The following is a 21,355-nucleotide window of genomic DNA, read 5'->3' as shown; positions in this document are numbered from 1 at the left end:
ATAAAGGCCGTGCCCGACTGCCGGACATCAACGGCGCTGGCGCGTACGGCCATTGACGTTCACACCAGGGGGAGCAGGATGGACCAACCGACGTACACCATGCCCGTCGCACCGGAACCCGGCCCGCCACCCCGCCCCCGGCGGTACGACCCCCTGGCCGTCGCCCTCGGCAACGCCTCCCTCCTCGGCGTCGGCTACCTGCTGATCGGGCGGCGCAAGCTCGCCGTCACGGCGGCGCTGGGCACGGTCGTCCTCGTCTCCGCGCTCGCGTCCACCGCCGCGTGGGGGTACGAGATCGCCGCGCTGGTGTGGTGGGTGGCGGTCATCGCCCACGGATGGTTCCTGGCGAGCCGCGGCACGCCCCGCGTTCCCGCGCGCGGGCAGCGCATCGTCGCGGTCTGCGTCACGCTGCCGGTGCTGCTGGGGGTGGGACTGCTGCGGTACGACGCCACGCGCATCGGGCGGAGTGTCGGCGAGGCCCGCGACAAGGGCGACTGCGCCGGGGTGTTCGCCGCGCAGGACAAGGTGTGGGCCGGTCATCGCGTCGCCGACGCCCCGCTGAGTGCCCGGGGTGACGAGGTGGTCGAGGACTGCCGGCGGCTCGGGACGGCCGAGGTGCTGCTGGACAGCGGTCTGCGCAGCAACACCGAGGCGCTGGAGGAGGGCTTCGGCATCCTCGCCTCGGTGCTCCGCGAGCCCGGCAACGAGCAGACCGTCCGCACCGTCCTGGACGGATTCCTCGACGGCCTGCCCACGAACAGCCCCTGCGGCACCGTCGAGATCACCGAATGGCTCCGCGACCGCGAGCCGACCCGCGACCAGCTCGACCGGTCCGCCGACACCGCGAACCGGGTCGCGCCCGGCGCGCTCGTCGCCTGCGGTGACAACCTCATGAAGGGCAGCGACTGGGAGACGGCCAAGGCGCGCTACCGGCAGCTGCTCGACGAGTATCCCGAGGACAACCTCGGCAACCGGGCCCGCGCGGGCATCACCAGGGCCACGCAGGCCATCGAGCTGGACAACGTCCGCACGCTGCTGTCGGGAACGGCGGACGAACAGCCGGAGTACTGCTCCCAGCCGGCCAAGTACAGCGCCGCCAAGCCCATGGGCAAGGGCACCAACCGCGCGCTGTACTACGGCAACACCGAGTACACGAACCAGCTCCCCGGCAACTGGAAGGCCGGCGACGCCGAGAACGCGGTCGCGATCGTCTGCGTGGGCGAGACGGACTTCGGGTCCTCGGTCGAGACGTGCCCGTACCAGGCCCGGGACTCCGGTGCCGTCAGCTACGTGACCTTCCACAAGATCGCGATCCCGGTGCGGGTCTACGAGCTGCGCACCGGCAAGCTCGTCAGCAAGCGCACGATCCAGATCAGCGGATCGAGCTGCCCCTCGATCATCACGTACTACACGTACGGCAGCGACGACACCCCGCCGACGAACCGGTACGTCACCGAGTCCAAGTCCGATGTGCGCAACGCGTTCCGGCCGCTGGTCAGCAGGTGACCATCAGGGGGGGGCCGGGCGAGGAGGGGTTACGGGACGGGTCCCGGCAAGGGCCACTACGGTGCGCGAGGGCCCGACCCCCCCACACCCCATTCCACCCCACTCCACAGGGAGGAACCCCTCCATGCCCAGTACTCGGACCTGTGTGCTGGCGGGCGTCCTCGCGGCTGCCTCGACCGCCGTGCTCACGCTGCCCGCCCAGGCCGGCACCCCGGCCCCGCCCGAGCGGGCGACCGCCCGGTGCGCGTACCCGTCCGAGGTCCTCGACCTGACCGGCTGGAAGCTGACCCTGCCCACCGGCGAGGACGAGGACCCCACCGAGATCACCCAGCCCGAGCTGGCGACCTTCTCCGCCAAGCCGTGGTTCCGGGCCGAGGCCGACTGCGACGCCGTCCGGTTCCGGGCCGCCGTCAACGGCGTGACGACGGGGGGTTCCAGCTACCCGCGTGCCGAGCTGCGGGAGATGACCGCGGACGGCGAGGACGAGGCCGAGTGGTCCACCACGGAGGGCACCCACACCCTCGTGGTCACCGAGGCGTTCACGGCCCTGCCCAAGGACAAGCCGCAGGTGGTCGGCGCGCAGGTGCACGGCGGGGACGACGACGTCACGGTCTTCCGCCTCGACGGCAGCAAGCTCTACATCACCGACGGCGACGACAGCCGCCACCACCTCGTCACCGACGACTACGAACTGGGCACCGAGTTCGAGGCCAAGTTCGTGGCGGAGGACGGGGAGATCGCCGTCTACTACAACGGGAAGCTCGAGACCACCATCTCCCACGACGGCGACACCAACTACTTCAAGGCAGGCGCCTACACCCAGGCCAACTGCGACAACTCCGACCCCTGCGCCAAGAAGAACTACGGCGAGGTCCGCATCTCATCGATCGAGGTCACCCACTCCTGAGGCCGCCAAGGCGTCCCTCCCGGCAGCCTCATGACCTGGCAGTCGTCCAGGACGTCAGAGCGGGCTGAGACGGGCCTTGAGCAGGCAGAACTCATTGCCCTCGGGGTCCGCGAGGACGTGCCATTGCTCCTCGCCGGTCTGGCCGATGTCGGCCGGGCGCGCCCCGAGCTTCAGGAGGCGTTCCAGCTCGGCGTCCTGATCACGGTCGGTGGCGTTGACGTCGATGTGCAGCCGGGACTTCCCCGGCTCCGGCTCGTCCCTGCGGCTGAGGATGATCGTCGGCTGCGGGCCGCCGAACCCTTCGCGCGGCCCGATCTCGATGCAGTCGTCCCCTTCGCGATCGAGCACCACGAAGTCCAGGACCTCGCACCAGAACCGCGCCAGCACCTCGGGGTCGCGGCAACCGAGCACGAGCTCACTGATACGACATGCCATGGACGAAACCTGCTCTCAGCGTGGGAGCCGCCGGGGCGGCCGTGCGCGGACCTCTTGCGCTCCCCGCACGGGGAACACGTCGGGACCGTACCGGGGGAGGCGAGCAGGCGCGAAGGGTTTTTGGGGACCGCAGGTCGGGGTGAACGAACTCCACGCCCAGGTCCGGTGACCTATGGCTGATCTTCATCTTGCGCCCGGTCGTTCCCACCCCTCACAGCCGTCGCTTAGGTTAGGCTAACCTATGCGGCGTGCAGGCAGGTGAAGAGACCTCCGCGGCCGCGCGTACCCGCGGTCATGAACTGTCGGCCACGGGTGTCACCGTGGCCTACGACGGCGTTGACGTCGTACACGACGCGTCCGTGACGTTGCGGCCGGGCGAAGTGACCGTGCTGGTGGGTCCGAACGGCAGCGGGAAGTCGACACTCCTGCGGACGATCGCGCGGCTGCAGCGGCCCAGGACCGCCACGCTCGCCATCGACGGCACGGATGGCCTCGCGCTGACTCCTCGTGAGTTCTCGCGCCGAGTGGCCCTGTTGACGCAGGGCCGCCCCACGCCCAGCGGGCTCACCGTGCGGGACGTCGTCGAGTTCGGCCGCTACCCGTACCGGGGCCGCTGGGGCAGGTCCGACCCGGACGGCCGGGCCGCAGTGGACCGTGCGCTGGCCATGACGGGCGTCGCGGAACTCGCCGAGCGCGGCGCCGAGCACCTCTCCGGGGGACAGCTTCAGCGCGTGTGGCTCGCGAGCTGCCTCGCGCAGGAGACCGGCGTGCTGCTCCTCGACGAGCCGACGACCTACCTCGACCTGCGCTACCAGATCGAACTCCTCGACCTCGTCCGCGACTTGGCCGACGACCACGGGATCGCCGTCGGCGCCGTTCTGCACGACCTGGACCAGGCCGCGGCCCTCGCCGACCGGATCGTGCTGCTGGACGAGGGGCGGATCGTCGCGGACGGCCTCCCCGAAGACGTACTGACGGCTCAGCGGCTGACCGACACCTACGGCATCCGCATCGAAGTCGGCACCGACCCCCTGACGGGCCGGCTGCGTACCCGCGCGATCGGCCGACACCACTCGCGAAGCGAAAGGCTCAGCACACCCTCATGAGACGCCTGATGATGACCGCGGCGGTCGCCACCGCCGCGGCACTCACCCTGACCGCCTGCGGTACCACCGAGCCTGCCGCCGACAGCGACGACGCGAAGAAGACCAGCGAGGCCATCACCCTCACCGACGCCTCCGGCGCGAAGGTGGAACTCGACGGGCCGGCCAAGAAGGTCGTCGGCACCGAGTGGCACGAGGTCGAGCTGCTGGTATCGCTGGGTGTCGACCCGGTCGGCGTCGCCGACGTCAAGGGCTACAAGACCTGGGACCAGGCGGTCCCGCTGAAGAACGAGCCCAAGGACATCGGCACCCGCGGCGAGCCCAGCATGGACACCATCGCCGCCCTGAAGCCCGACCTCATCGTCGCCAGCACCGACCTGCCGCCGGCCGCCGTCAAGCAGCTGCGCAACGTCGCCCCGGTCGTGGAGGTGAAGTCCGCCAACGCCTCCGACCCGATCGGGCAGATGAACAAGAACCTCGACCTCCTCGCGCAGGCCACCGGCACCACCGAGCAGGCCGAGAAGCTCAAGAAGGACTTCGACGCGAAGATCGCCGAAGGCAAGAAGGCCCTCGCGGACGCCGGTCTCGACGGCGCCAAGTACGCCTTCGCCGACGGCTACGACATCTCCAACCAGGTCTCGATCCGGCCGTTCACCAGCGGCTCGCTCATCGGCGCGGTCAACGAGCAGCTCGGCCTGAAGAACGACTGGACGGTCGAGGGCGACAAGGACTACGGGCTCGGCACCACCGACGTCGAGGGCCTCACCAAGCTGAGCGACGACGTGCACTTCGCCTACATCGGCAACGACGGGGACAAGAGCAGCACCCCGTTCACCGACGCCCTGGCCAAGGACAAGGTGTGGACCTCGCTGGCGTTCGTGAAGAAGGGCAACGTCCACCGACTGCCCGACGGCATCTGGATGTTCGGCGGTCCCGAGTCGATGGGCCAGTACATCGACTCCGTCGTCGCCGAGCTGACGAAGTAACACCATGGCCGTCACCGCGACAACCCCCGCCACCCGTCCGTCGGCGGTCACGTCCCGGACGGGCGCGGCCGCGGTGACGGCCGCTCTGCTCCTGCTGGTCGCGGCCCTCGCGGTCGTCGACATCACGCAGGGCACGGCCGCCGTCGGCGCCGGTGAGGTGTGGAAGGCACTCACCGGCCGGGCCGACCCGGCCGACGCCTCCGTCGTCATCGCCTCCCGGCTGCCACGGATGACCGCCGGGATCCTCGTCGGGGCCATGCTGGGGATGGCGGGCGCCGCCCTGCAGGCGGTCAGCCGCAACGTCCTCGCCTCGCCCGACACCCTCGCCGTCAACGCCGGTTCCTACCTGGCCCTCGGACTGGTCGCCGTCACCGGCGTCACGCTTCCGCTGCTCGCCTCCTCCGCTGTCGCACTCGTCGGCAGCCTCGCCGCCGCCGCCGTCGTGCTCGGCCTGTCCGGCCTGGGCACGGGCACCGTGCGCCTCGTGCTCGCCGGCACCGCTCTCATGCTCGGCCTCAACGCCGTCACCGAGGGGCTGCTCCTGCTGTTCCCCGAGGAGACCCACGGGCTCTACCAGTGGAACCAGGGCAGCATCGCCCAGAACGGCTTCGACGGCGTGGTCCGGATGGCACCCATCGGCCTCGCCGGCCTCCTCGGGCTGCTACTGGTCGCCCGCCGGGTCGACGCGCTCGCCCTGGGCGACGCCGCCGCCCGCGGCCTCGGTGTGCCGGTCCGTGCCACCCGGATCACGGCGGTCGTGCTCGCGGCGCTGCTGTCCGCGGCGTCCGTCACCCTGGCCGGACCGATCGGCTTCGTCGGCCTGTGCGCTCCCGCGCTGGTGCGCCCCCTCGTCCGCAGGTTCCGGGCCTTCGCCCGGTCGCGGGCGAGCCTTCCGGTCACCGGCCTGACCGGTGCGGCGCTGGTGCTCGGCTCGGACGTGCTGCTGAGGTCCCTCGTGCGGGCGGACCTCGCCGTCGCCGTACCGACGGGCGTCGTCACCAGCCTCGTCGGTGCCGTGTTCCTGATCGTCATGGCCGTCCGGCTGAAGGACACCGCGGCCGCCGCCGCACCCGACCGGCTGCGCATCAGAAGCCGGGCCGTCTTCCTCACCGTCACGGCCGGCCTGGCGGTGGTGCTCGTCGGTGTGACCATCGCCGCCGTGCTGCTGGGCGACGCCAAACTGCTGCTGGGCGATGTCGTGAACTGGGCACAGGGCAGGGCGGGCCGGACCGTCTCCTTCGTGCTCGACACCCGGATGCCCCGGGTCCTCGCGGCGCTGCTGGCGGGCGCGGCACTCGCCCTGTCCGGGACACTCATCCAGGCCGTGACCCGCAACCCGCTCGCCGAACCCGCCGTCCTCGGTGTGTCCGGCGGGGCCGCGCTGGGCGCCGTACTCCTGGTGACGACCGCGCCACTGGCCGACTCGTGGGGACTTGCGGGCGCGGCGTTCGCTGGCGCCGCGGTCAGCTCCGTCATCGTCTTCGGCCTCGCCGCCCGGGGCGGGTTCCAGCAGAACCGGCTCGTTCTCGTCGGCATCGGCGTCGCCACCGCCGCCACCGCTCTGATCAGCCTGCTGATCGTCCTCACCGATCCCTTCAACGCGGTCAAGGCCCTTACGTGGCTGTCCGGTTCCACCTACGGGCGGACCATGCCGGACGTCGCGCCGCTCGCGGCCGTTCTCGCCCTGGGGCTGGTCGTCGCGGTGCTGCGGCGCGCGGAGCTCGACCTGGTGTCGCTCGACGAGGACACCCCGCGGCTCCTGGGCATCGACCTGGCACGGGGGCGCCTCGGCTTCCTCGTCCTGGGCGTCCTGCTGAGCGCCACCGCCGTCGCCGCCGCGGGCACGATCGGTTTCGTGGGACTCGTCGCCCCGCACGCCGCCCGGGCCCTCGTGGGCCGACAGCATGTCCGGGTGATCCCGGTGGCCGTGCTGCTCGGCGCCGCACTCGTCTGCACCGCGGACCTGCTGGGCCGCACCGTGATCGCACCCGCCCAACTCGGCGCCGGCATGGTGACCGCGGTGATCGGCACGCCGTACTTCCTCTATCTGCTGGTGCGCAGCCGCCGGTAGGGCGTACCCGGCCACCCCTGGCCCACCGGCCCGCCGCACTGAAACGGCGACCGCTGTGCAGCCCGTCGCGATCGAGGAGGGCCGGGCTCAGACCTTGATCACGGTGACCCGTCCGGCGCACAGCGTGGTCAGGTCCTCGGGATCCGAGGAGAGGACCGTGACCGGTCCGGGGGCGGCGAGGGCGGGGATCTCCCACGCCGGGGTGCGGGCAGGGTGTGCTCTCATGACGCGGGCGGCCACCGGCGGTTCGCCGGTGGCCGCCCGGGTTTCTGCCCTGTGCGGCGGCGATGAGCGTCGTGGGGTCGGTCAGCCGCGTCGGCCGAAGACCTTCTTGCTGGAGCCGAGGTCGAGGAAGACCGTCTCTCCGGTGGCGTCGTCGAGGGCGTCGTTGTCGGTCACGGCGTAGACCTCGCCGTCGTCGGCCACGGTCAGCCCTTCGAGTTTCTCCTGTGTCCAGCCGTTCGTCGCCCGCAGGTCGGGCAGTACGTCATGGGCGAGCTTCTTGGGCAGTACGGGCAGGGAGCCCGACGGGGCCGCCGACTCCGGCATGTCGACCGTGTAGATCCGCTTGACCTTCGCGGCGGGGCCGCTCAGCTTGTCGCGCTCGATGACGGCGAGCCTGTCACCGACCACGGCGATCTCGGAGAGGCCGATCCAGTCGCCCGGCGTCGTGGTGGTGCCGAGCCGGTAGCCGTACCAGCTCCAGGTGCCGGCCTGGACGTCGTACCGCCCGAGCCGGACGATCCCCGCCGGGTCGTTCTTGACCTCACGCTGCAGCGCGGCCCAGACGATCTCGCGGCCGTGCCGGTCGGTGGTGGCGGTGACCCCTTCGAAGCCCTGCTTGCCGAGGCCCGCGGCGACGTCCGTCGGCAGGGAGACGACCTGCTGGGTCACTGCGTCGCGGTCGAGCCGGACCAGCCGGTTGCCCGCGCCGGTTTCGCCCTCCACGGCGAGCCAGTAGCCGCCCTGCGGCCGGGCGACGATGCCCTCCGCGTCGTAGCCGACCGGCTTTCCGGCGGTGTCCTTGACGGTCAGCGCCCGGGTGAGGACCGCGGGGCGCCGTGCCGTGTCGACGGTGAGGATCCTGGTGGGGGAGTACGCCGCGTCGGTGACGGTGTACAGCTGGTGCGCCCTGCCGGGTACGGCGGAGAGCGCGCCGAGCGCGCCCCAGCCGATCGGCGCGCCGGTGGCGTCGCCGGCCGAGACGACGGTCGGGAACTCGGGGGTGCCCTTGCCCAGGCGGAAAAGGCTCACCGAGGCCCGTACGCCCGCCTCCGCGTCGTCCTCCTCGCTGGAGACCGCGAGCAGTCCGCGCGACGGGATCGGCAGCAGGCCCTCGGGGCCGTTGGTGGTGGGCAGCACCTGGCGGAAGACCGGACGGGTGGGCCGGGTGATGTCGTAGACGGCGACGAAGTTGCTGCGCTCGGAGCCGACGAAGGCGTAGCGCACGCCGTCGTACTCGGCGATCGCCAGGCCCTCCGGCTCGGTGCCCTTGTTCTCCGACCGGTCCTCGTTGAACAGCCCGTAGCGCACGGCGAGCTGCTCGAAGCTGTTGCCCGCGTCCCAGATCACCTTGCCGGTGCGGCTGTCGAAGACGGACCAGCCCCGGGTGCCGCCGCGCCAGTCGCCCTCGTTGGCGGTCGCCAGGTAGCGGTCGTCGATCCAGCCCACCGCGTCCGGCTCGCGCGGCACGTCGGTGATCGAGCCGGTCAGGTCGATCGTGCCGTCCTCGACCGTGTCGATGCCGTCCACGGACGCCGTACCGGCGCTGAACGCCTTGGTGATCCGGCCGGTCGGCAGGTCGATCACGACGACGCCGTTGTTCTCCTGCAGCGTCACGGCGAGCTGGTTGCGCCGGTTGACGGAGACGTACTCCGGCTCCGGGTCGGTCGGCTCGGTGATCCCGGCGGCGGCCAGGGCGGGCAGCGCCGTGCCGTCGGCCAGGGTCAGCGGAACGGCCCGAGTGCGCCAACCGGCGGGTGAGGAAGAGCTCTTGAGGTCGACGATCTGCACGAACCCGGCCGGCGGCTGGGGCAGGTCACCCTCCTCGCCGCCGGGCGGGGTGGTCTCCTCGTCGCGCTCGTTCTCGATCGCGATGGCGGCGTACCGCTTGTCCTTGCTGATCGCGATGGAGTCGGGCTGGCCGCCGAGGCCGAAGCTCGCCACCCGCTTGCGGTCGCGCAGCGAGATGACGTCGAGCCGCCCGGAGGGGTCGGTGTGGCTCGCGCTGGTGTTCACCACGACCAGGACGTACTGGCCGACTATGGACACCGAGGTCGGCTCGTCCTCGGCGTCGCCGAGCCGGGTCAGCGACAGGGTGCCGAGCCCGCGCGGGCGGTCGGGATTCCGGATGTCGAGAAAACCGATCCGCCGGGCCGCCGCGTCGGTGTGGACGAGGGTGCGGCCGTCCTCACTGACCGCGGATATCTCGGCGACGGTCTCGGAGGCCGGGTCCTCGCCGGCCGGCCGGTCCTGGAAGACCGGGTAGGTGGCGGTGCGTTGGAAGGTCACCGGCCGCTGAGGTCTGTGATCCGCGTTCGCCACACCCGCGGACGCCAGGGTGCCGGCGGCCAGGCTCAGGGCCGCGAGCGCGGCGTAGGTTCTCTTCGGGGACATCGTTCCTCCGGTACGGTCCATCAGGCGCCGGATCGTCCCACTCATGGGCACGTGCCGACGGGGCGGCCGAATGAACAACCGGCAAAGATCGCGTACGCTCCCGGGCCCCCTGCGGGGCCGGACCGAGCCGCCTGGACGTGGGCTGTTTCTCCTTCAGTCGGCCCGTGCCGGGTCTGGGGAGCGTCGGGCCTGCACCCCGGGGTCGGCCGGTGGTTACAGGTGGGGTGCGAGGGACGGCAGCAGGTCCTGGAAGGTGCGGCCGGTGGCGGGTTCGCCGATGGCCTTCATCTGCCAGGTGCCGCCGGTGCGGTGGACCTTCGCCATGATCTGTGCGGTGTGGTGGCCACCGCCGGTGAGGGTGTAGCGGGCGAGTTCGGCGCCGGTGGTGTCGTCGACCAGGCGGCAGAAGGCGTTCTGCACCTCGCTGAAGGTCTGGCCGGTGAACGAGTTGACGGTGAAGACGATCTGGTCGATGTGGGCGGGGACCCGGGCCAGGTCGACGAGGATGCTCTCGTCGTCGCCTCCGGCACCGGCGCCGCCGGTGAGGTTGTCGCCGGTGTGCCGGACGGAGCCGTCGTCGCTGGACAGGTGCTGGAAGAAGACGACGTCCGCGATCTGTCGCGAGGCGAAGAGCACGGCGGAGGCGTCCAGGTCGATCTCGCGTGCGCCGGTGAGCTTGGCGAAGAAGCCCTTGCGGGGTGCGGCCTGCCAGCCCAGGCCCATACGGACGTAGACCAGGGCGCTGCCGTCGGATTTGCTGAGGCTGATCTGCTGACCCTTGCTCAAGTTGACCGACATCAGGGGTTGTTCTCCTTCGGGTGTCCGGGCGTCGGATGCGGCGGTGCCTGTGGGTGCGGTCTGGAGGGTGTGAGTGGAGGCGCCGTTGGTCGGGTCCTTGGCCGGGCAGTGTGCCCTGCACATCAGCCAGTTGGAGCAGGTGGCCCAGGACGAGGAGGGCCGCGGCGGAGGTGGCGGCCACGGGCGGTGTGAGCACCAGGAGGTCGGGCGGCAGGGTGCCGTCGGCGGCCGGGCGGCGCGCGCCGCGCCGAGCGGACCCGCGCACGGCGATGTACTCCTGGTGGTCGTCCGCAACCACCGCCGTGATCTCGTCGGCGGCCTGGAGCGCCGTGGCCTGCAGGCGTGCGGCGGCCTTACCGGTGGGGCAGGCGGAGGCGGACAGGGCGCCGCGGATGTCCGGGGTGCTCAGCGCCAGGTGCAGCACCGCTGCGAAGTCCGCTCGGTCCTCCGGGCGCAGGCGGGGCGGGCCGGTCACGTGGTCTCGCTCTCCTGACTGGCTGGGACGGAAGGCGGTGTACGCCGGCATCTGCGGACGGCCGCCGTGCGGAAGGCGACCGCCGGGCCCGTCCCCGAGCGGCGGGCCCGACGGCGCGGTCGGTGCGAGGTCAGACGTTGACGCCGAAGTCGGCGGCGATCCCGGCCAGTCCGGACGCGTAGCCCTGCCCGACCGCGCGGAACTTCCACTCCGCGCCGTTCCGGTACAGCTCGCCGAAGACCATGGCGGTCTCGGTGGAGGCGTCCTCGGACAGGTCGTAGCGGGCGATCTCGGCGCCGCCGGCCTGGTTGACGACCCGGATGAAGGCGTTGCGGACCTGGCCGAAGCTCTGGCCGCGGCCCTCGGCGTCGTGGATGGAGACCGGGAACACGATCTTGTCGACCTCGGCGGGCACGGCCGCGAGGTTCACCTTGACGACCTCGTCGTCACCCTCGCCCTCACCGGTGAGGTTGTCACCGGTGTGCTCGACCGAACCGTCCGGGCTGGTGAGGTTGTTGTAGAAGACGAAGTGCCGGTCGGACAGGACCTGGCCGGACGCGTCGCACAGGAGGGCGGAGGCGTCGAGGTCGTAGTCGGTGCCGGTGGTGGTGCGGACGTCCCAGCCCAGGCCGACCAGAACGGCGGTCAGGCCCGGTGCCTCCTTGCTGAGCGAGACGTTGCCGCCCTTGGACAGGGAAACTCCCACTGCGAACTCCTCCTTGGCGTGTGCGGTCGGGACCCGTGGAGCGGACCCGGACCAACAATCTACATGCCTGTAGAAGATGTGGCAGGGTGACGCGGCCGTGCGGGCGGTCTTATGTGGTCCCTTCGAAGGGGCCGGTCGGTCCCGGGAGTTGCCGAACGGGAGGCGGTGGGCCGCTGGACGGGCCGGTCGAGGAATTCCGCCGACAGCCGGCAGCCCGCGAAGGCTCCGTTGCCTGTGAGCGGGCGTGCCCGGGCGGCTTGTCTTCTACGCTTTTGTAGATGCTGTTGCGCCGGGCCGGTGAGGTTCGTCGGGCGGCACGCAGGCACTCCGGCGTCTATACGATGTCCGGTCGGGAAACCGACGGCGGCGGAAGGGAGACAGGGCATGGCGGATGACCGGCAGCGTTCCCGGCGGCGGGGGCAGGGCGAGCTGGAGGCGCTGATCCTGTCCGCGCTGCGGGAAGCGGACGGTCCGGTGACGGCCGGTTGGGTGCAGGAGCGGCTCGGCGGGGACCTCGCCTATACGACGGTGATCACGATCCTGACCCGGCTGCTGGCCAAGGGCGCAGTCACCCGCGAGCGCGCGGGTCGGTCGTTCGCCTGGACGGCGGCCTCGGACCAGGCGGGCCTCGCCGCGCACCGGATGCGCAAGGTGCTGGACGCCGAGAGCGACCGGGAAGCGGTGCTGGCCAGCTTTGTCACGGGCCTCGGACCGGATGACGAGCGGCTGCTGCGCGAACTGCTGGGTCAGTCCCGTGGAGAAGGGGAAGACTGAAGCCTCATGGGGGTGTTCGTCTTTCTGCCGCTGGTGCTGCCCTTGACGGCCTGGCCGATCGCGCGCCTGGCCGAGCAGCACCTGCATCCGCGTACCGCGACGCGGCTGCTGACCGTGGTCGCTGTGGTGATGGCGACGTGCAGCATGGTGTGTCTGGGGCTGGTGATGGTGGTGGGGACCGCCCAACTGCCCGGCAATCCGCTGCCCGACGGCTGGTCGGACCCCGAGGTGCGCGCGGCGGTGCCGTACGACGAAGTGGTGGGCAAGGCGGCGATTCCCGCGCTGTGTGCGGTGGTCGTGGCGTGCGGTCGGATGCTGTGGCGGCATGGCCGGGTGCGCCGCCGGGCCCACCGGGCGCTGGTCGGGCTGCCCGGCACGGAGGTGGCGGTGCTGCCCGACGAGGTGCCGTACGCGTACGCGCTGCCGGGCGGCCGCCGGGGCCGCGTGGTGGTGACCACGGCCCTGCTGGACTGCCTCGAACCCGCCGAACGCCGGGCACTGTTCGCCCACGAGCGGGCGCATCTGGTTGCCCGGCACCACCGCTTTCTGCTCGCCGTGCAACTTGCCGCGTGGGCCAACCCGTTCCTGCGGCCACTGCGTACGGCCGTGTCGTACACGACCGAGCGGTGGGCGGACGAGGAGGCGGCGCAGGTGGTCGGCAGCCGCCGGACGGTGGCGTCCGCGATCGGCAGGGCGGCGCTGGTGTCCCGTGGGACTCCGGTGGCCACGCTGGCGGGCCTGACGGCGCCGGGGCCGGTGCCGCGCCGGGTGGCGGCGTTGCTCGGACCGGCTCCCTTGGCGCGCAGTTGGCCGTCGGTGTTCACCTCGGTGTTCACCTCGGTGGGCCTGGCGGCGTGGGGTGCGGCGGCGGGCGCGGCCGTGTCCGCGATGTCGTCGGCGAACTCCGCGGTGACCATGTTCTTCATCCTGTACGCCGCCACGCCCCTCTGACCGGGGACGGGTGCAGGTCGGACGTGGTCCGGGCCGGATGCGGACGCCGCCGCGGAGGCCCTGCCGTCCGCTGAGGCAGAAGTGCGGCAGCCGTAGCGCCGCCCGAGCGGCCCGTCCGCGCCGCTGCCGTCCTCGTGCCGGGCCGGCGTCGTCACGGCGTCCGCCCGGCACCGGCGTCACGGGGCGATCAGAGGTCGAACTCGTGCGGCGGCAGTTCGAGGATGTGGCACGCCTCGCGGACGACGGCCTGCTCGGTCTTGTCGAAGTCGCCGTCGGCGCCGCCGATGACGATGCCGATCTGGATCACGGCACGCGCCTCGGCAGGCTTCTTCTTTGCCTTGGCGACCTCCTGCAGGACGCTGACCTTGCCGAAGTCGAAGTCGGCGGTGAGCTTGTCGAGGTTGTTCTCGAAGCGCCGTTGCAGGTCCATGGCGTCGAAGTTCTGCAGTACCTCGTTGCCGGCGATCAGCTGGGCCACACGCCGCCGCTCGGAGGGGTCGATGGTGCCGTCGGCGGCCGCCACCAGGGCGCACATCGCCATACTGGCGTCGCGGAAGGCGCCGCTCTTGAGGTCGTTCTTCTTCGCCATCAGCTGGGTCTGCATCGTCGATGCGGACTCCTTGATGCGGTCCCACAGGGCCATGAGGACTCCGTTGTGTCAGAGGTGAGTTCAGACCGACCCGTTCCGGACATCGGTCTTCTACGTCCCTGTAGAACTTATCAGCGGGGGCGGAGATCGCGACTCTCCGCCCCCGCGCTCCGGCATCCTTCACCGCGCGCTGCCGATGCCGGTCAGCCTTCCTCTTCCTCCTCGTCGCCCTCCAAGAAGAGGCGGGGAGGAACCCGGGACGCTTTTTGCGGGCCCTTTACAGTGGCTGTAGAGGCAGGTCACTCTGCTTCCACGAGTCATCGCTCGCGATCGGCGCCTCAACCTCCGTAGCGCGACGAGCCGAGCGTCACCTGGTGACCGACGAGGCTGATCTCGATGCCGTCCGCGGTGGCCCGCGCCGCTGTGAAGTCGACGCCCTCCGGGAGACCGACCCGCCAGACGGTACTGGCCCTTTCGGCACCAGGAACGGTCAGGGAGAGCTCCGTTCCCTGCGCCAGGAGCGTCCCCGTGGTGTTCAACGCCGTACCACCGACCGTGCCCGAGACCTTGACGCGTGCCGCCTGGCCGCTCGATCCCGCCGCCCGGGAGACCTGCAGCGGGCCGCCATCGCCCGCGAGCCGGGTCACCACGCCGGACAGCTCCTTGTACGAGAGGGACAGGGTGCCGGTGGCGAGGTTGGCGTCCGCTCTGCGCGCTGTCAGCGACGTCACCTTCACACCGCGCAAGTCCAAGTGGAGACGGTCGATGTACAGATAGCCGCCTTGCGTATTGCTCGTGGTGTCGATGTAGAACCGGCCCGCGGTCAGCGTCACATGACCGAAGTCCTGCCCGGCCGCCTGGGTCAGGAACGGAAAGCCCTCGATCGATACGTCCAGGTAGCCGTCCGTGGTGTTGCCATAGCCGTACTTCTCCTTCGCGAGCTGGGCGGCCTCCTTGTTCGCGTAGTGCACGGCGAGCCGGTCGGCGGCCGTGAACAGCGCGGCGAGCACCGCCACTGTGATCGCCAGAACCTTCACCCATCGACGTCTCACGCCGATCCCCCCGTGCTGTTGCGATGTCGTTGTGACGGCCTGTGCGGCGGCCCGCTCCGGGACGGACGGTATAGGGCCGTTGGACACGAACTCATGTCCGGTTACTCAAAGCCGGGTCAAACTTTCCCGTCTCAACGATCTGACCCCAGCGTGACACTCTGAACCGCGGCGGCCGGATCAGCGCGGAGCCGGACTTCAGCTCAACTGTCGGCGGGCCGAGGAGCCGCCATAGACTCGAAGGACCGGTTCGGGAACGCGGGAACTGTGAGCTCGGGACGGGGAGCCCGTGATCCGGACCAGCGACCGGGGGGGGGAAGGCCACCCCAGGAGGACGCGATGCTGCGGCACACCAGACTGGCCGACGAATCGGCCGAATACCTCGATGCCCGCGAAGAGCTGCGCCTGGCCGAGATCGCCCTCATGCGCCACCGCGAGAACGTCGCGGCCCAGCGGCGGGCGCTCCCTCAGGGGCCACCCGTCGACGACTACGTCTTCATCGAGGGCCCCGCCGACCTCGACGCCGGCGACACACCGGTCCGCGAGGTCACTCTGAGTGAGCTGTTCACCGCCACGGACCGCCCGCTGATCGTCTACCACCTGATGTACGGCAAGCTGCAGACCGACCCCTGCCCGATGTGCACCCTGTGGATCGACGGCTTCAACGGCATCGCCCACCACATCGCCCGCAACGCCGACTTCGCCATCGCCGCAGCCGCCGACCTGCCCACCCTCCGTCAGCACGCCCGCAACCGCGGCTGGCACCGGCTACGGCTCCTGAGTTGCGGCGACAGCACGTTCAAGTACGACCTGGGCAGCGAGGACAAGGACGGCGAACAGGACTCCACCATCTCCGTCTTCACCCGCGACGGCGACGGCAGGGTCCGCCACTTCTACTCCACCCACCCACGCATGGCCGACGACATCGACGAGCGCGGCATCGACCTCCTGGCCCCCGTCTGGCACGTCCTCGACCTGACCCCGCAGGGCCGCGACGACTGGTACCCGAGCCTCGACTACTGACCCCGACGACCGACGGTCACAGGACTGCCGCACGCCCGCAGAGCCGCACCCCATTGAACCGAGCAAGCGCGGGCGTTCAGCAGGCGCCCGCACGCACCGACGCGGACAGCTCCACCCACTTGGACCGTGCCGCGGTGTCGCCGCCAGGGTCCGTTGCAGCAGGCCGGTATCCATGCCCCGGCAGAACGTGGCGAAGGTGTTCGGAGGGAGCCGGCTCACCCCACCACCTCCGGAGCCGGCGGCGGCGACGGCAGGTGCCGAAGGCGGCCGCTGTCGCCCGCACCAAGCGGTCGTCGTCGTCATGGTGGTGGTCCAAGCAGTGTGCAATAGGTGAAGTCGGGCGAGTGAGCCTTGGCGCTGCACGGCTCGACCATGAACACCACCGCCTCGGCTCCGCCCTCGCACAGCGGCCGACAGTCGGCGCTCGTCGGACTGAACCGGAGAGCCCGGCCGCCTCGGCCCGCGCCGGCGTTCAGGCGGGGCAGTCGCCGCCGGACGTGAGGACGGCAGCAGCCTGTTCGCGGCTGCCCTCGGTTGCACTCGCTTGCGAACCTACCCTAACGAGAGGGTAGGTTTATTGTCCGGCAAGGTTGTCGGCGGGTGAGGCGAGGCGGTGGGGCGTGGGCGGCTTCCGTCTCTACACCGAGGCCGAGGTGCGCCGGCTGGCGCTGGTGCGGCGGATGCGGCCGCTGGGCTTCTGCCTCGACGACATCCGCGCCCTGCTGGACGTATTGGAGCAACTCCCCGACGACGGTGGGCCGTTGCCGGAGAACGACGAGCGAGCGCACGGGGAACTGGTGGAACGGTTGCGGACATACTGGGTGAAGGCCGACGCGCGGTGCGAGGACCTGCGCCGGCAGCTGGGGCAGGCGGAGGACTTCGCCCGCTCCCTGCACGGCCACCTGGCCCGGCTCGTGGACGCCACGGCCGCGGCGGACGCGGACGCGGAGGCGGACGCGGAGGCGGTGCGATGAGCCCGAACAGTGACTGGGCTGCCTCGGAAGCGGCCCGGCGACGGACGTTCGCGGTGATCAGCCACCCCGACGCGGGCAAGTCCACCCTGACCGAGGCGCTCGCCCTGCATGCCCAGGCCATCACCGAGGCGGGCGCGGTGCACGGCAAGGCGGGCCGGCGCGGGGTGGCCTCGGACTGGATGGAGATGGAGAAGGCCCGCGGCATCTCCGTCACCTCCGCGGTGCTGCAGTTCGCCCACCGCGGGTGCGTCCTGAACCTGCTGGACACCCCCGGCCACGCGGACTTCTCCGAGGACACCTACCGGGTGCTGGCGGCGGTGGACTGCGCGGTGATGCTGATCGACGCGGCCAAGGGCCTGGAGGAGCAGACCCGCAAGCTGTTCGACGTCTGCCGGCACCGCGGCATCCCGGTGATCACGTTCGTCAACAAGTGGGACCGGCCCGGCCGTGAGGGGCTGGAGCTGCTGGACGAGATCGAGCGCGAGTTCCGCCTCAGGCCCACCCCCCTCGTCTGGCCGGTGGGCGACGCCGGATACCTGCGCGGGCTGATCGACGTACGAGAGCCGGGACGGATGCTGCGCTACACCCGCACCCCGGGCGGCGCCCACGAGGCCATAGAGGCGCTGGTGCCCGCGCAGCGTGCCGCGCTGGAGGACGAAGCCGACTGGAGCAAGGCCGTCGAGGAACTGGACCTGCTGCGGGTCGACGGCGCCGTGCACGACCAGGAGGCGTTCCTTACGGGCCGGACCACGCCGGTGTTCTTCGGCGCGGCCATCTCCAACATCGGCGTACGGCTGCTGCTGGACGCGATCGTCGACCTCGCCCCGCCGCCCGGTCCACGCGAGCTGGAGAGCGGCGGCGCCCGCCCGGTGGACGCCCCCTTTTCCGGGCTGGTGTTCAAGGTGCAGGCCAACATGGACCCCGCCCACCGGGACCGCATCGCCTTCATGCGGGTGTGCTCGGGCATCTTCGAGCGCGGCATGACCGTCACCCGCGCCGCCTCCGGCAAGCCGTTCGCCACCAAATACGCGCACAGCGTCTTCGGCCAGGACCGCTCCATGGTCGACATCGCCTACCCCGGCGACGTGGTCGGCCTCGTCAACGCCACCGCGCTGCGCGTCGGCGACACCCTCTACGCGGAGAAGGCGGCGGTGTTCCCGCCGATGCCCACCTTCGCTCCCGAGCACTTCGCCGTGGCCCGCCCGGCCGACCTCTCCCGCTCCAAGCAGTTCCGGCGCGGCATCGCGCAGCTCGACGAGGAGGGTGTGGTCCAGGTCCTGGTCTCGGATCTGCGTGGGGACCAGGCGCCGGTGCTGGCGGCCGTGGGGCCGATGCAGTTCGACGTCGTCAGTGCGCGGATGGCGGGGGAGTTCTCGTCCCCGGTGAAGCTGGAGGTGCTGCCCTACCGCCTGGCCCGCGCCACCGACACGGCCGGTGCGGAAGCACTCAACCGCTCCCGGATCGTCCAGGGCGAGGCCCTCACCCGCATCCGCGACAAGGTGCAGCTCGCCCTTTTCCCCGACCGCTGGCAGGCGGGATCCTTCGAGCGGGAGTTCCCCGCCGCGCGGCTGGACCACCTCATCGCCGCCCACGACTGAACCATGCCGCACGGTCGTCGGCCCCAGTAGTCGACCCTTACGTCACGGTAGAGTTGAGCTTCGGAAGGCGCCTGCGCCTGGAAGGGCAGAGGATCATGGAGGGTGTGGCGGCGTGTCCGTCGTGCGGGGAGGCCGAGGACCTGCGCGGCGAACCCGTGGACGGCGATATCCGGATCACCTGTCTGAGCTGCGACGCGCAGTGGATGCGCGGCGGTGTGCGCTGTGCCGGCTGCGGTGGGCAGGACATCGTCCACCGCCCGCAGGCCATGACCCGGCACTCGCGGGGTACTCAGCTGTCCATCATCGGCTGGCGCGAACTCCCGCTGTGCCGCAGCTGCGACGCCGAGGCGCTGGAGATCTCCATCTCCCAGAACATCCCCGTGCCCAGCGACTACGTCGCCGCCTGCCTCGGCGCCGCCCGGAAACCGGCGGTGGCTCCCGCGCCACAGGCGGGCCAGTCTGCCCCCGCGCCACAGGCGGGCCCGCCTGCTCCCGCACCACAGCCGGGCCCGCCTGCTCCCGTGCCGCCCCCGAAGCCCGCCTCCGGCGCCGCGGCCAAACCGACTGCGGCCGCGAAGAGTTCACGCCCGGCGCGCCCGCCTAAGGTCCGGCCGAAGGCCGCGCCGTCGCCGTCCATGGTGCCCACCGTCCGGCAGGCCATCGCCGCTTTCATGAGCGAGTCCTCCGGGCAGGCCGATGCCACGGCGATGCTGCTGCTGGGCACCCATCTCGGCTCGCACAACCGGCTGACCGTGCTGGAGGAGGACGGCGCCGCCGACCGGCTCGCCGAGTGGAGCCTCGGGCACTGGGGCGACGGCGGTGACCGCGCCCAGCGGTGCCTGGGCACGATCTGCCGAGCCGTCGACTTCTGGGGCGCCCGCGGCTGGCTCGCCTCCGACCCGGCCGCCGGCCTGCGCTGAGAGCGCCATCGCCCTGCGCTGAGAGCGCCATGAACGGAAGCAGCCTGCCCAGCGCACACAACTCTGTCTACACGTAAAAGTCGGAGTCCGTTCACCCTGTCCGATGCCCGCTTCACGCCGACAACACTCTCGCGTTAGGTTAGAGATGAACCGTCGGAACGCCGTCGTTCGTCCCGCCTCGGGCCACAGAGGCGGGGCCGCGGGACCGTCGTTCCGAGCGGCCGTCGGCCGCAGCCCGCGAGGCCAACCTCCGAGTGTGCAAGGAGTCCGCATGGTGTCCTCGGCCTCGTCCCCCGACGCCGGATCCGCCCGGGACGCGCCGGACGTGGAGCGTCTCCTGGCCGCTGCCGTACGCCTCGCCGGCACCCTCCCGGCCGCGCGCCCCACGTTGGCCATCGTGCGCGGCTGGAGTCGCGGTGACCGGGAGCGGGCCCGGCAACTGCGCGTACGCCTGGCCGAACAGGGCATCCGCAGCACGGAGTTGAGCCCCGTCCCCGAAGCCGGTGAGCGCGGCGGCCCGGACCGCGGCATCCCGCGCCCGGCCGTCGAGCTGCTGGTGCACGCCGGAGGACCCCAGCCGGAGCAGGCCATGCGCGCCGCGGCCCTGTGGCAGCTGCCGCTGCTCGTCGAGCGCCCGGAGGGGTGGTCGGGTAGCGAGCCGAACGCCTTCGGGGCCCATCGCAGCCCCGCCATCGGCATTCACCTCTCCGGCGGCGGCTTCGGCGTCGCGGTGCGCGAGACCATCCTGGTCTCACTGCAGCCGCACCCGGGCCATGCCCGCCTCATCCTCGACAACGAGAAGATCACCGCACCCGGCGACCAGCCCCTGCGCATCACCCTGACCGACCAGGGCCTGCTGGAGGCGCGCGGCGACTCCTTCGGCAGGCGCCGCATCCGCCGCCTGCGCTTCGAACGGGCCTGGGGCGCCTACCGGTTGGACGTGGACGGCGCACCCGCCCGCGATGTGCGCGCCCCGCTGCGCATGGAGGCCCTGCCCGGCCGCCTGCACCTGCTGCACCCGTGAGGGCGGCGCCGACCGCCGAGCTGAATACTCTTACGTCAGGCGTCTCGTACAGCACCGCCGCCGCGGTTCAGGCGCCCGAGCGGGCGTCCGCATGCAGGCGGCGGCGCAGCGTGGCGGCAAAGTCCTCGGCCATCTCCAGCCGGGCCCGCAGGGTCTCGCAGCGGGCGTCGGCCACCTTCCGGTAGGAGTCCAGCCGCTCCCGCAGCCGCTCACGCTCCTCACCGGCGGGCGGGTCGTCCGTGGCGGCGAGCCGGTCGGTGATGTCCAGCAGGTCGCGCATCTCCTCCAGGGAGAAGTCCAGCGGCTTCATCCGGCGGATCACCATCAGGCGCTCGACATCGGAGTCCGTGTACAGCCGGAAGCCGCCCTTGCTGCGGGCCGAGGGGATCACCAGGCCCACTTCCTCGTAGTGGCGGATGGTGCGCAGAGACAAACCGGTCCGCTCGGCCACCTCGCCGATCTGCATCTGCCGCTGATCCGTCATCGCCCCATGATCCCCTTCGTTGTTTCCTTCGATTTTCGAATCCGTAAAGCAACCCGGCCCACGTGAGATGAATCACAGGGTCATGATGGGCGTTTACCTGTGTTTCACAAGCGGCAAGTCGCACTCTGCCCTCACGTCAGGGTAGAGTCTCTACGTGTTCACCACCGCCGTCGAGAGTGACGGGAGGAGTGAACGCCATGGCGTGGGCCCCGACCGGGCCCCGATGGCATCCGAAGACTTCCGGGCCATGATGCCCGACCGGCAGCCGGACGGCTGTCACACAGATCGGCTGGGCCCCGCTGATGTGGCCGGGCCGCCGAGGGATTCCGCCCCTTGCGGGCGCGGAGTCAGGTACGACGCGCGTGT

At 71.3% G+C, this 21,355-nt stretch carries 20 protein-coding genes and 1 pseudogene; 13 read left to right on the top strand and 8 right to left on the bottom strand.

The genetic code is table 11. The annotated features are described in order from the left end of the window. Positions 1–78 precede the first annotated feature (78 nt). Positions 79–1,506, top strand: a complete 1,428-nt coding sequence (locus HJD23_RS12860; protein ID WP_206326337.1) for a hypothetical protein — start codon at positions 79–81, stop codon at positions 1,504–1,506. A gap of 124 nt (positions 1,507–1,630) precedes the next feature. Continuing rightward, positions 1,631–2,413 carry a polysaccharide lyase family 7 protein gene (locus HJD23_RS12855; RefSeq protein WP_171118271.1) on the top strand — a complete coding sequence of 261 codons (783 nt, stop codon included), beginning with the start codon at positions 1,631–1,633 and terminating at the stop codon, positions 2,411–2,413. A 54-nt stretch (positions 2,414–2,467) separates the two neighbouring features. Here the strand turns inward: HJD23_RS12855 and HJD23_RS12850 are convergent, their stop codons facing one another. Beyond that, positions 2,468–2,848: a VOC family protein gene (locus HJD23_RS12850; RefSeq protein WP_171118269.1), complete on the bottom strand. Its 381-nt coding sequence runs from the start codon at positions 2,846–2,848 to the stop codon at positions 2,468–2,470. A 248-nt stretch (positions 2,849–3,096) separates the two neighbouring features. Here HJD23_RS12850 and HJD23_RS12845 point away from each other — a divergent pair, with 248 nt between their 5' ends. The 3 genes from HJD23_RS12845 to HJD23_RS12835 are packed head-to-tail and all read left to right on the top strand — an operon-like array spanning position 3,097 to position 7,008. Then, positions 3,097–3,954, top strand: coding sequence for an ABC transporter ATP-binding protein (locus tag HJD23_RS12845; protein ID WP_171118267.1), 858 nt, complete (start codon positions 3,097–3,099; stop codon positions 3,952–3,954). Continuing rightward, complete coding sequence (locus HJD23_RS12840) at positions 3,951–4,937, top strand: iron-siderophore ABC transporter substrate-binding protein (protein ID WP_171118264.1); 987 nt, start codon at positions 3,951–3,953, stop codon at positions 4,935–4,937. The genes HJD23_RS12845 and HJD23_RS12840 overlap by 4 nt, the downstream gene beginning before the upstream one ends. Before the next feature lie 4 nt (positions 4,938–4,941). Further along, positions 4,942–7,008, top strand: coding sequence for an iron ABC transporter permease (locus HJD23_RS12835; RefSeq protein ID WP_171118262.1), 2,067 nt, complete (start codon positions 4,942–4,944; stop codon positions 7,006–7,008). An 87-nt stretch (positions 7,009–7,095) separates the two neighbouring features. Here HJD23_RS12835 and HJD23_RS12830 read toward each other — a convergent pair. From HJD23_RS12830 to HJD23_RS12820, 3 genes and pseudogenes are all read right to left on the bottom strand, one after another. Next, positions 7,096–7,191 (bottom strand): annotated as a pseudogene (locus HJD23_RS12830) (DNA-binding protein); the annotation flags it as partial. A gap of 123 nt (positions 7,192–7,314) precedes the next feature. Then, positions 7,315–9,624, bottom strand: coding sequence for an esterase-like activity of phytase family protein (locus HJD23_RS12825; RefSeq protein ID WP_171118261.1), 2,310 nt, complete (start codon positions 9,622–9,624; stop codon positions 7,315–7,317). A gap of 213 nt (positions 9,625–9,837) precedes the next feature. Further along, positions 9,838–10,422 carry a TerD family protein gene (locus HJD23_RS12820; RefSeq protein WP_171118259.1) on the bottom strand — a complete coding sequence of 195 codons (585 nt, stop codon included), beginning with the start codon at positions 10,420–10,422 and terminating at the stop codon, positions 9,838–9,840. An 85-nt stretch (positions 10,423–10,507) separates the two neighbouring features. On the opposite strand from HJD23_RS12820, the gene HJD23_RS12815 reads away from it, so the two are divergent. After that, positions 10,508–10,915 carry a hypothetical protein gene (locus HJD23_RS12815; protein WP_171118257.1) on the top strand — a complete coding sequence of 136 codons (408 nt, stop codon included), beginning with the start codon at positions 10,508–10,510 and terminating at the stop codon, positions 10,913–10,915. 112 nt (positions 10,916–11,027) lie between these two features. Here the strand turns inward: HJD23_RS12815 and HJD23_RS12810 are convergent, their stop codons facing one another. Beyond that, a complete protein-coding gene (locus HJD23_RS12810; protein WP_171118255.1) occupies positions 11,028–11,603 on the bottom strand; it encodes a TerD family protein in 576 nt (191 codons plus the stop codon). A 384-nt stretch (positions 11,604–11,987) separates the two neighbouring features. Here HJD23_RS12810 and HJD23_RS12805 point away from each other — a divergent pair, with 384 nt between their 5' ends. Together HJD23_RS12805 and HJD23_RS12800 are read left to right on the top strand one after the other, a co-directional pair. After that, positions 11,988–12,377 carry a BlaI/MecI/CopY family transcriptional regulator gene (locus tag HJD23_RS12805; RefSeq protein ID WP_171118253.1) on the top strand — a complete coding sequence of 130 codons (390 nt, stop codon included), beginning with the start codon at positions 11,988–11,990 and terminating at the stop codon, positions 12,375–12,377. Between the two features lie 6 nt (positions 12,378–12,383). Continuing rightward, positions 12,384–13,328 (top strand): M56 family metallopeptidase, encoded by a 945-nt coding sequence (locus tag HJD23_RS12800; RefSeq protein ID WP_171118252.1) that lies wholly within the window; start codon positions 12,384–12,386, stop codon positions 13,326–13,328. Between the two features lie 187 nt (positions 13,329–13,515). On the opposite strand, the gene HJD23_RS12795 is transcribed toward HJD23_RS12800, so the two are convergent. Both HJD23_RS12795 and HJD23_RS12790 read right to left on the bottom strand, forming a co-directional pair. Then, a complete protein-coding gene (locus tag HJD23_RS12795; RefSeq protein ID WP_171118250.1) occupies positions 13,516–13,971 on the bottom strand; it encodes a TerB family tellurite resistance protein in 456 nt (151 codons plus the stop codon). 284 nt (positions 13,972–14,255) lie between these two features. After that, positions 14,256–14,969: a DUF2993 domain-containing protein gene (locus HJD23_RS12790; protein WP_240980698.1), complete on the bottom strand. Its 714-nt coding sequence runs from the start codon at positions 14,967–14,969 to the stop codon at positions 14,256–14,258. Between the two features lie 336 nt (positions 14,970–15,305). Between HJD23_RS12790 and HJD23_RS12785 the strand changes: the two genes are divergently transcribed. The 5 genes from HJD23_RS12785 (at position 15,306) to HJD23_RS12765 (ending at position 20,505) form a co-directional block, all read left to right on the top strand. Then, positions 15,306–15,989, top strand: coding sequence for a DUF899 family protein (locus HJD23_RS12785; RefSeq protein ID WP_171118248.1), 684 nt, complete (start codon positions 15,306–15,308; stop codon positions 15,987–15,989). A gap of 620 nt (positions 15,990–16,609) precedes the next feature. Next, positions 16,610–16,963, top strand: a complete 354-nt coding sequence (locus HJD23_RS12780) for a MerR family transcriptional regulator (protein ID WP_240980697.1) — start codon at positions 16,610–16,612, stop codon at positions 16,961–16,963. Further along, positions 16,960–18,561, top strand: a complete 1,602-nt coding sequence (locus HJD23_RS12775; protein ID WP_171118244.1) for a peptide chain release factor 3 — start codon at positions 16,960–16,962, stop codon at positions 18,559–18,561. The genes HJD23_RS12780 and HJD23_RS12775 overlap by 4 nt, the downstream gene beginning before the upstream one ends. A gap of 95 nt (positions 18,562–18,656) precedes the next feature. Continuing rightward, positions 18,657–19,481 carry a hypothetical protein gene (locus HJD23_RS12770; RefSeq protein ID WP_171111922.1) on the top strand — a complete coding sequence of 275 codons (825 nt, stop codon included), beginning with the start codon at positions 18,657–18,659 and terminating at the stop codon, positions 19,479–19,481. Positions 19,482–19,752: 271 nt separating this feature from the next. After that, positions 19,753–20,505 (top strand): hypothetical protein, encoded by a 753-nt coding sequence (locus tag HJD23_RS12765; RefSeq protein WP_171118242.1) that lies wholly within the window; start codon positions 19,753–19,755, stop codon positions 20,503–20,505. 67 nt (positions 20,506–20,572) lie between these two features. Here the strand turns inward: HJD23_RS12765 and HJD23_RS12760 are convergent, their stop codons facing one another. Further along, on the bottom strand, positions 20,573–20,989 hold the full coding sequence (locus HJD23_RS12760) for a MerR family transcriptional regulator (protein ID WP_171118240.1): 417 nt from the start codon (positions 20,987–20,989) through the stop codon (positions 20,573–20,575). Between the last annotated feature and the right edge of the window lie 366 nt (positions 20,990–21,355).

The sequence above is a fragment of the Streptomyces sp. Z423-1 genome (assembly GCF_013009255.1).
Classification (GTDB): Bacteria; Actinomycetota; Actinomycetes; order Streptomycetales; family Streptomycetaceae; genus Streptomyces; species Streptomyces gossypiisoli.
Note: the sequence above shows the minus strand (reverse complement) of the source record. Positions and strands in the feature narration are given on the sequence as shown.

Coding starts and splice junctions, on each gene's coding strand:
- HJD23_RS12860 (WP_206326337.1), top strand. CDS start 79: ATGGACCAACCGACGTACACCATGCCCGTCGCACCGGAACCCGGCCCG.
- HJD23_RS12855 (WP_171118271.1), top strand. CDS start 1,631: ATGCCCAGTACTCGGACCTGTGTGCTGGCGGGCGTCCTCGCGGCTGCC.
- HJD23_RS12850 (WP_171118269.1), bottom strand. CDS start 2,848: ATGGCATGTCGTATCAGTGAGCTCGTGCTCGGTTGCCGCGACCCCGAG.
- HJD23_RS12840 (WP_171118264.1), top strand. CDS start 3,951: ATGAGACGCCTGATGATGACCGCGGCGGTCGCCACCGCCGCGGCACTC.
- HJD23_RS12835 (WP_171118262.1), top strand. CDS start 4,942: ATGGCCGTCACCGCGACAACCCCCGCCACCCGTCCGTCGGCGGTCACG.
- HJD23_RS12825 (WP_171118261.1), bottom strand. CDS start 9,624: ATGTCCCCGAAGAGAACCTACGCCGCGCTCGCGGCCCTGAGCCTGGCC.
- HJD23_RS12820 (WP_171118259.1), bottom strand. CDS start 10,422: ATGTCGGTCAACTTGAGCAAGGGTCAGCAGATCAGCCTCAGCAAATCC.
- HJD23_RS12805 (WP_171118253.1), top strand. CDS start 11,988: ATGGCGGATGACCGGCAGCGTTCCCGGCGGCGGGGGCAGGGCGAGCTG.
- HJD23_RS12800 (WP_171118252.1), top strand. CDS start 12,384: ATGGGGGTGTTCGTCTTTCTGCCGCTGGTGCTGCCCTTGACGGCCTGG.
- HJD23_RS12795 (WP_171118250.1), bottom strand. CDS start 13,971: ATGGCCCTGTGGGACCGCATCAAGGAGTCCGCATCGACGATGCAGACC.
- HJD23_RS12785 (WP_171118248.1), top strand. CDS start 15,306: ATGCTGCGGCACACCAGACTGGCCGACGAATCGGCCGAATACCTCGAT.
- HJD23_RS12775 (WP_171118244.1), top strand. CDS start 16,960: ATGAGCCCGAACAGTGACTGGGCTGCCTCGGAAGCGGCCCGGCGACGG.
- HJD23_RS12770 (WP_171111922.1), top strand. CDS start 18,657: ATGGAGGGTGTGGCGGCGTGTCCGTCGTGCGGGGAGGCCGAGGACCTG.
- HJD23_RS12765 (WP_171118242.1), top strand. CDS start 19,753: ATGGTGTCCTCGGCCTCGTCCCCCGACGCCGGATCCGCCCGGGACGCG.
- HJD23_RS12760 (WP_171118240.1), bottom strand. CDS start 20,989: ATGACGGATCAGCGGCAGATGCAGATCGGCGAGGTGGCCGAGCGGACC.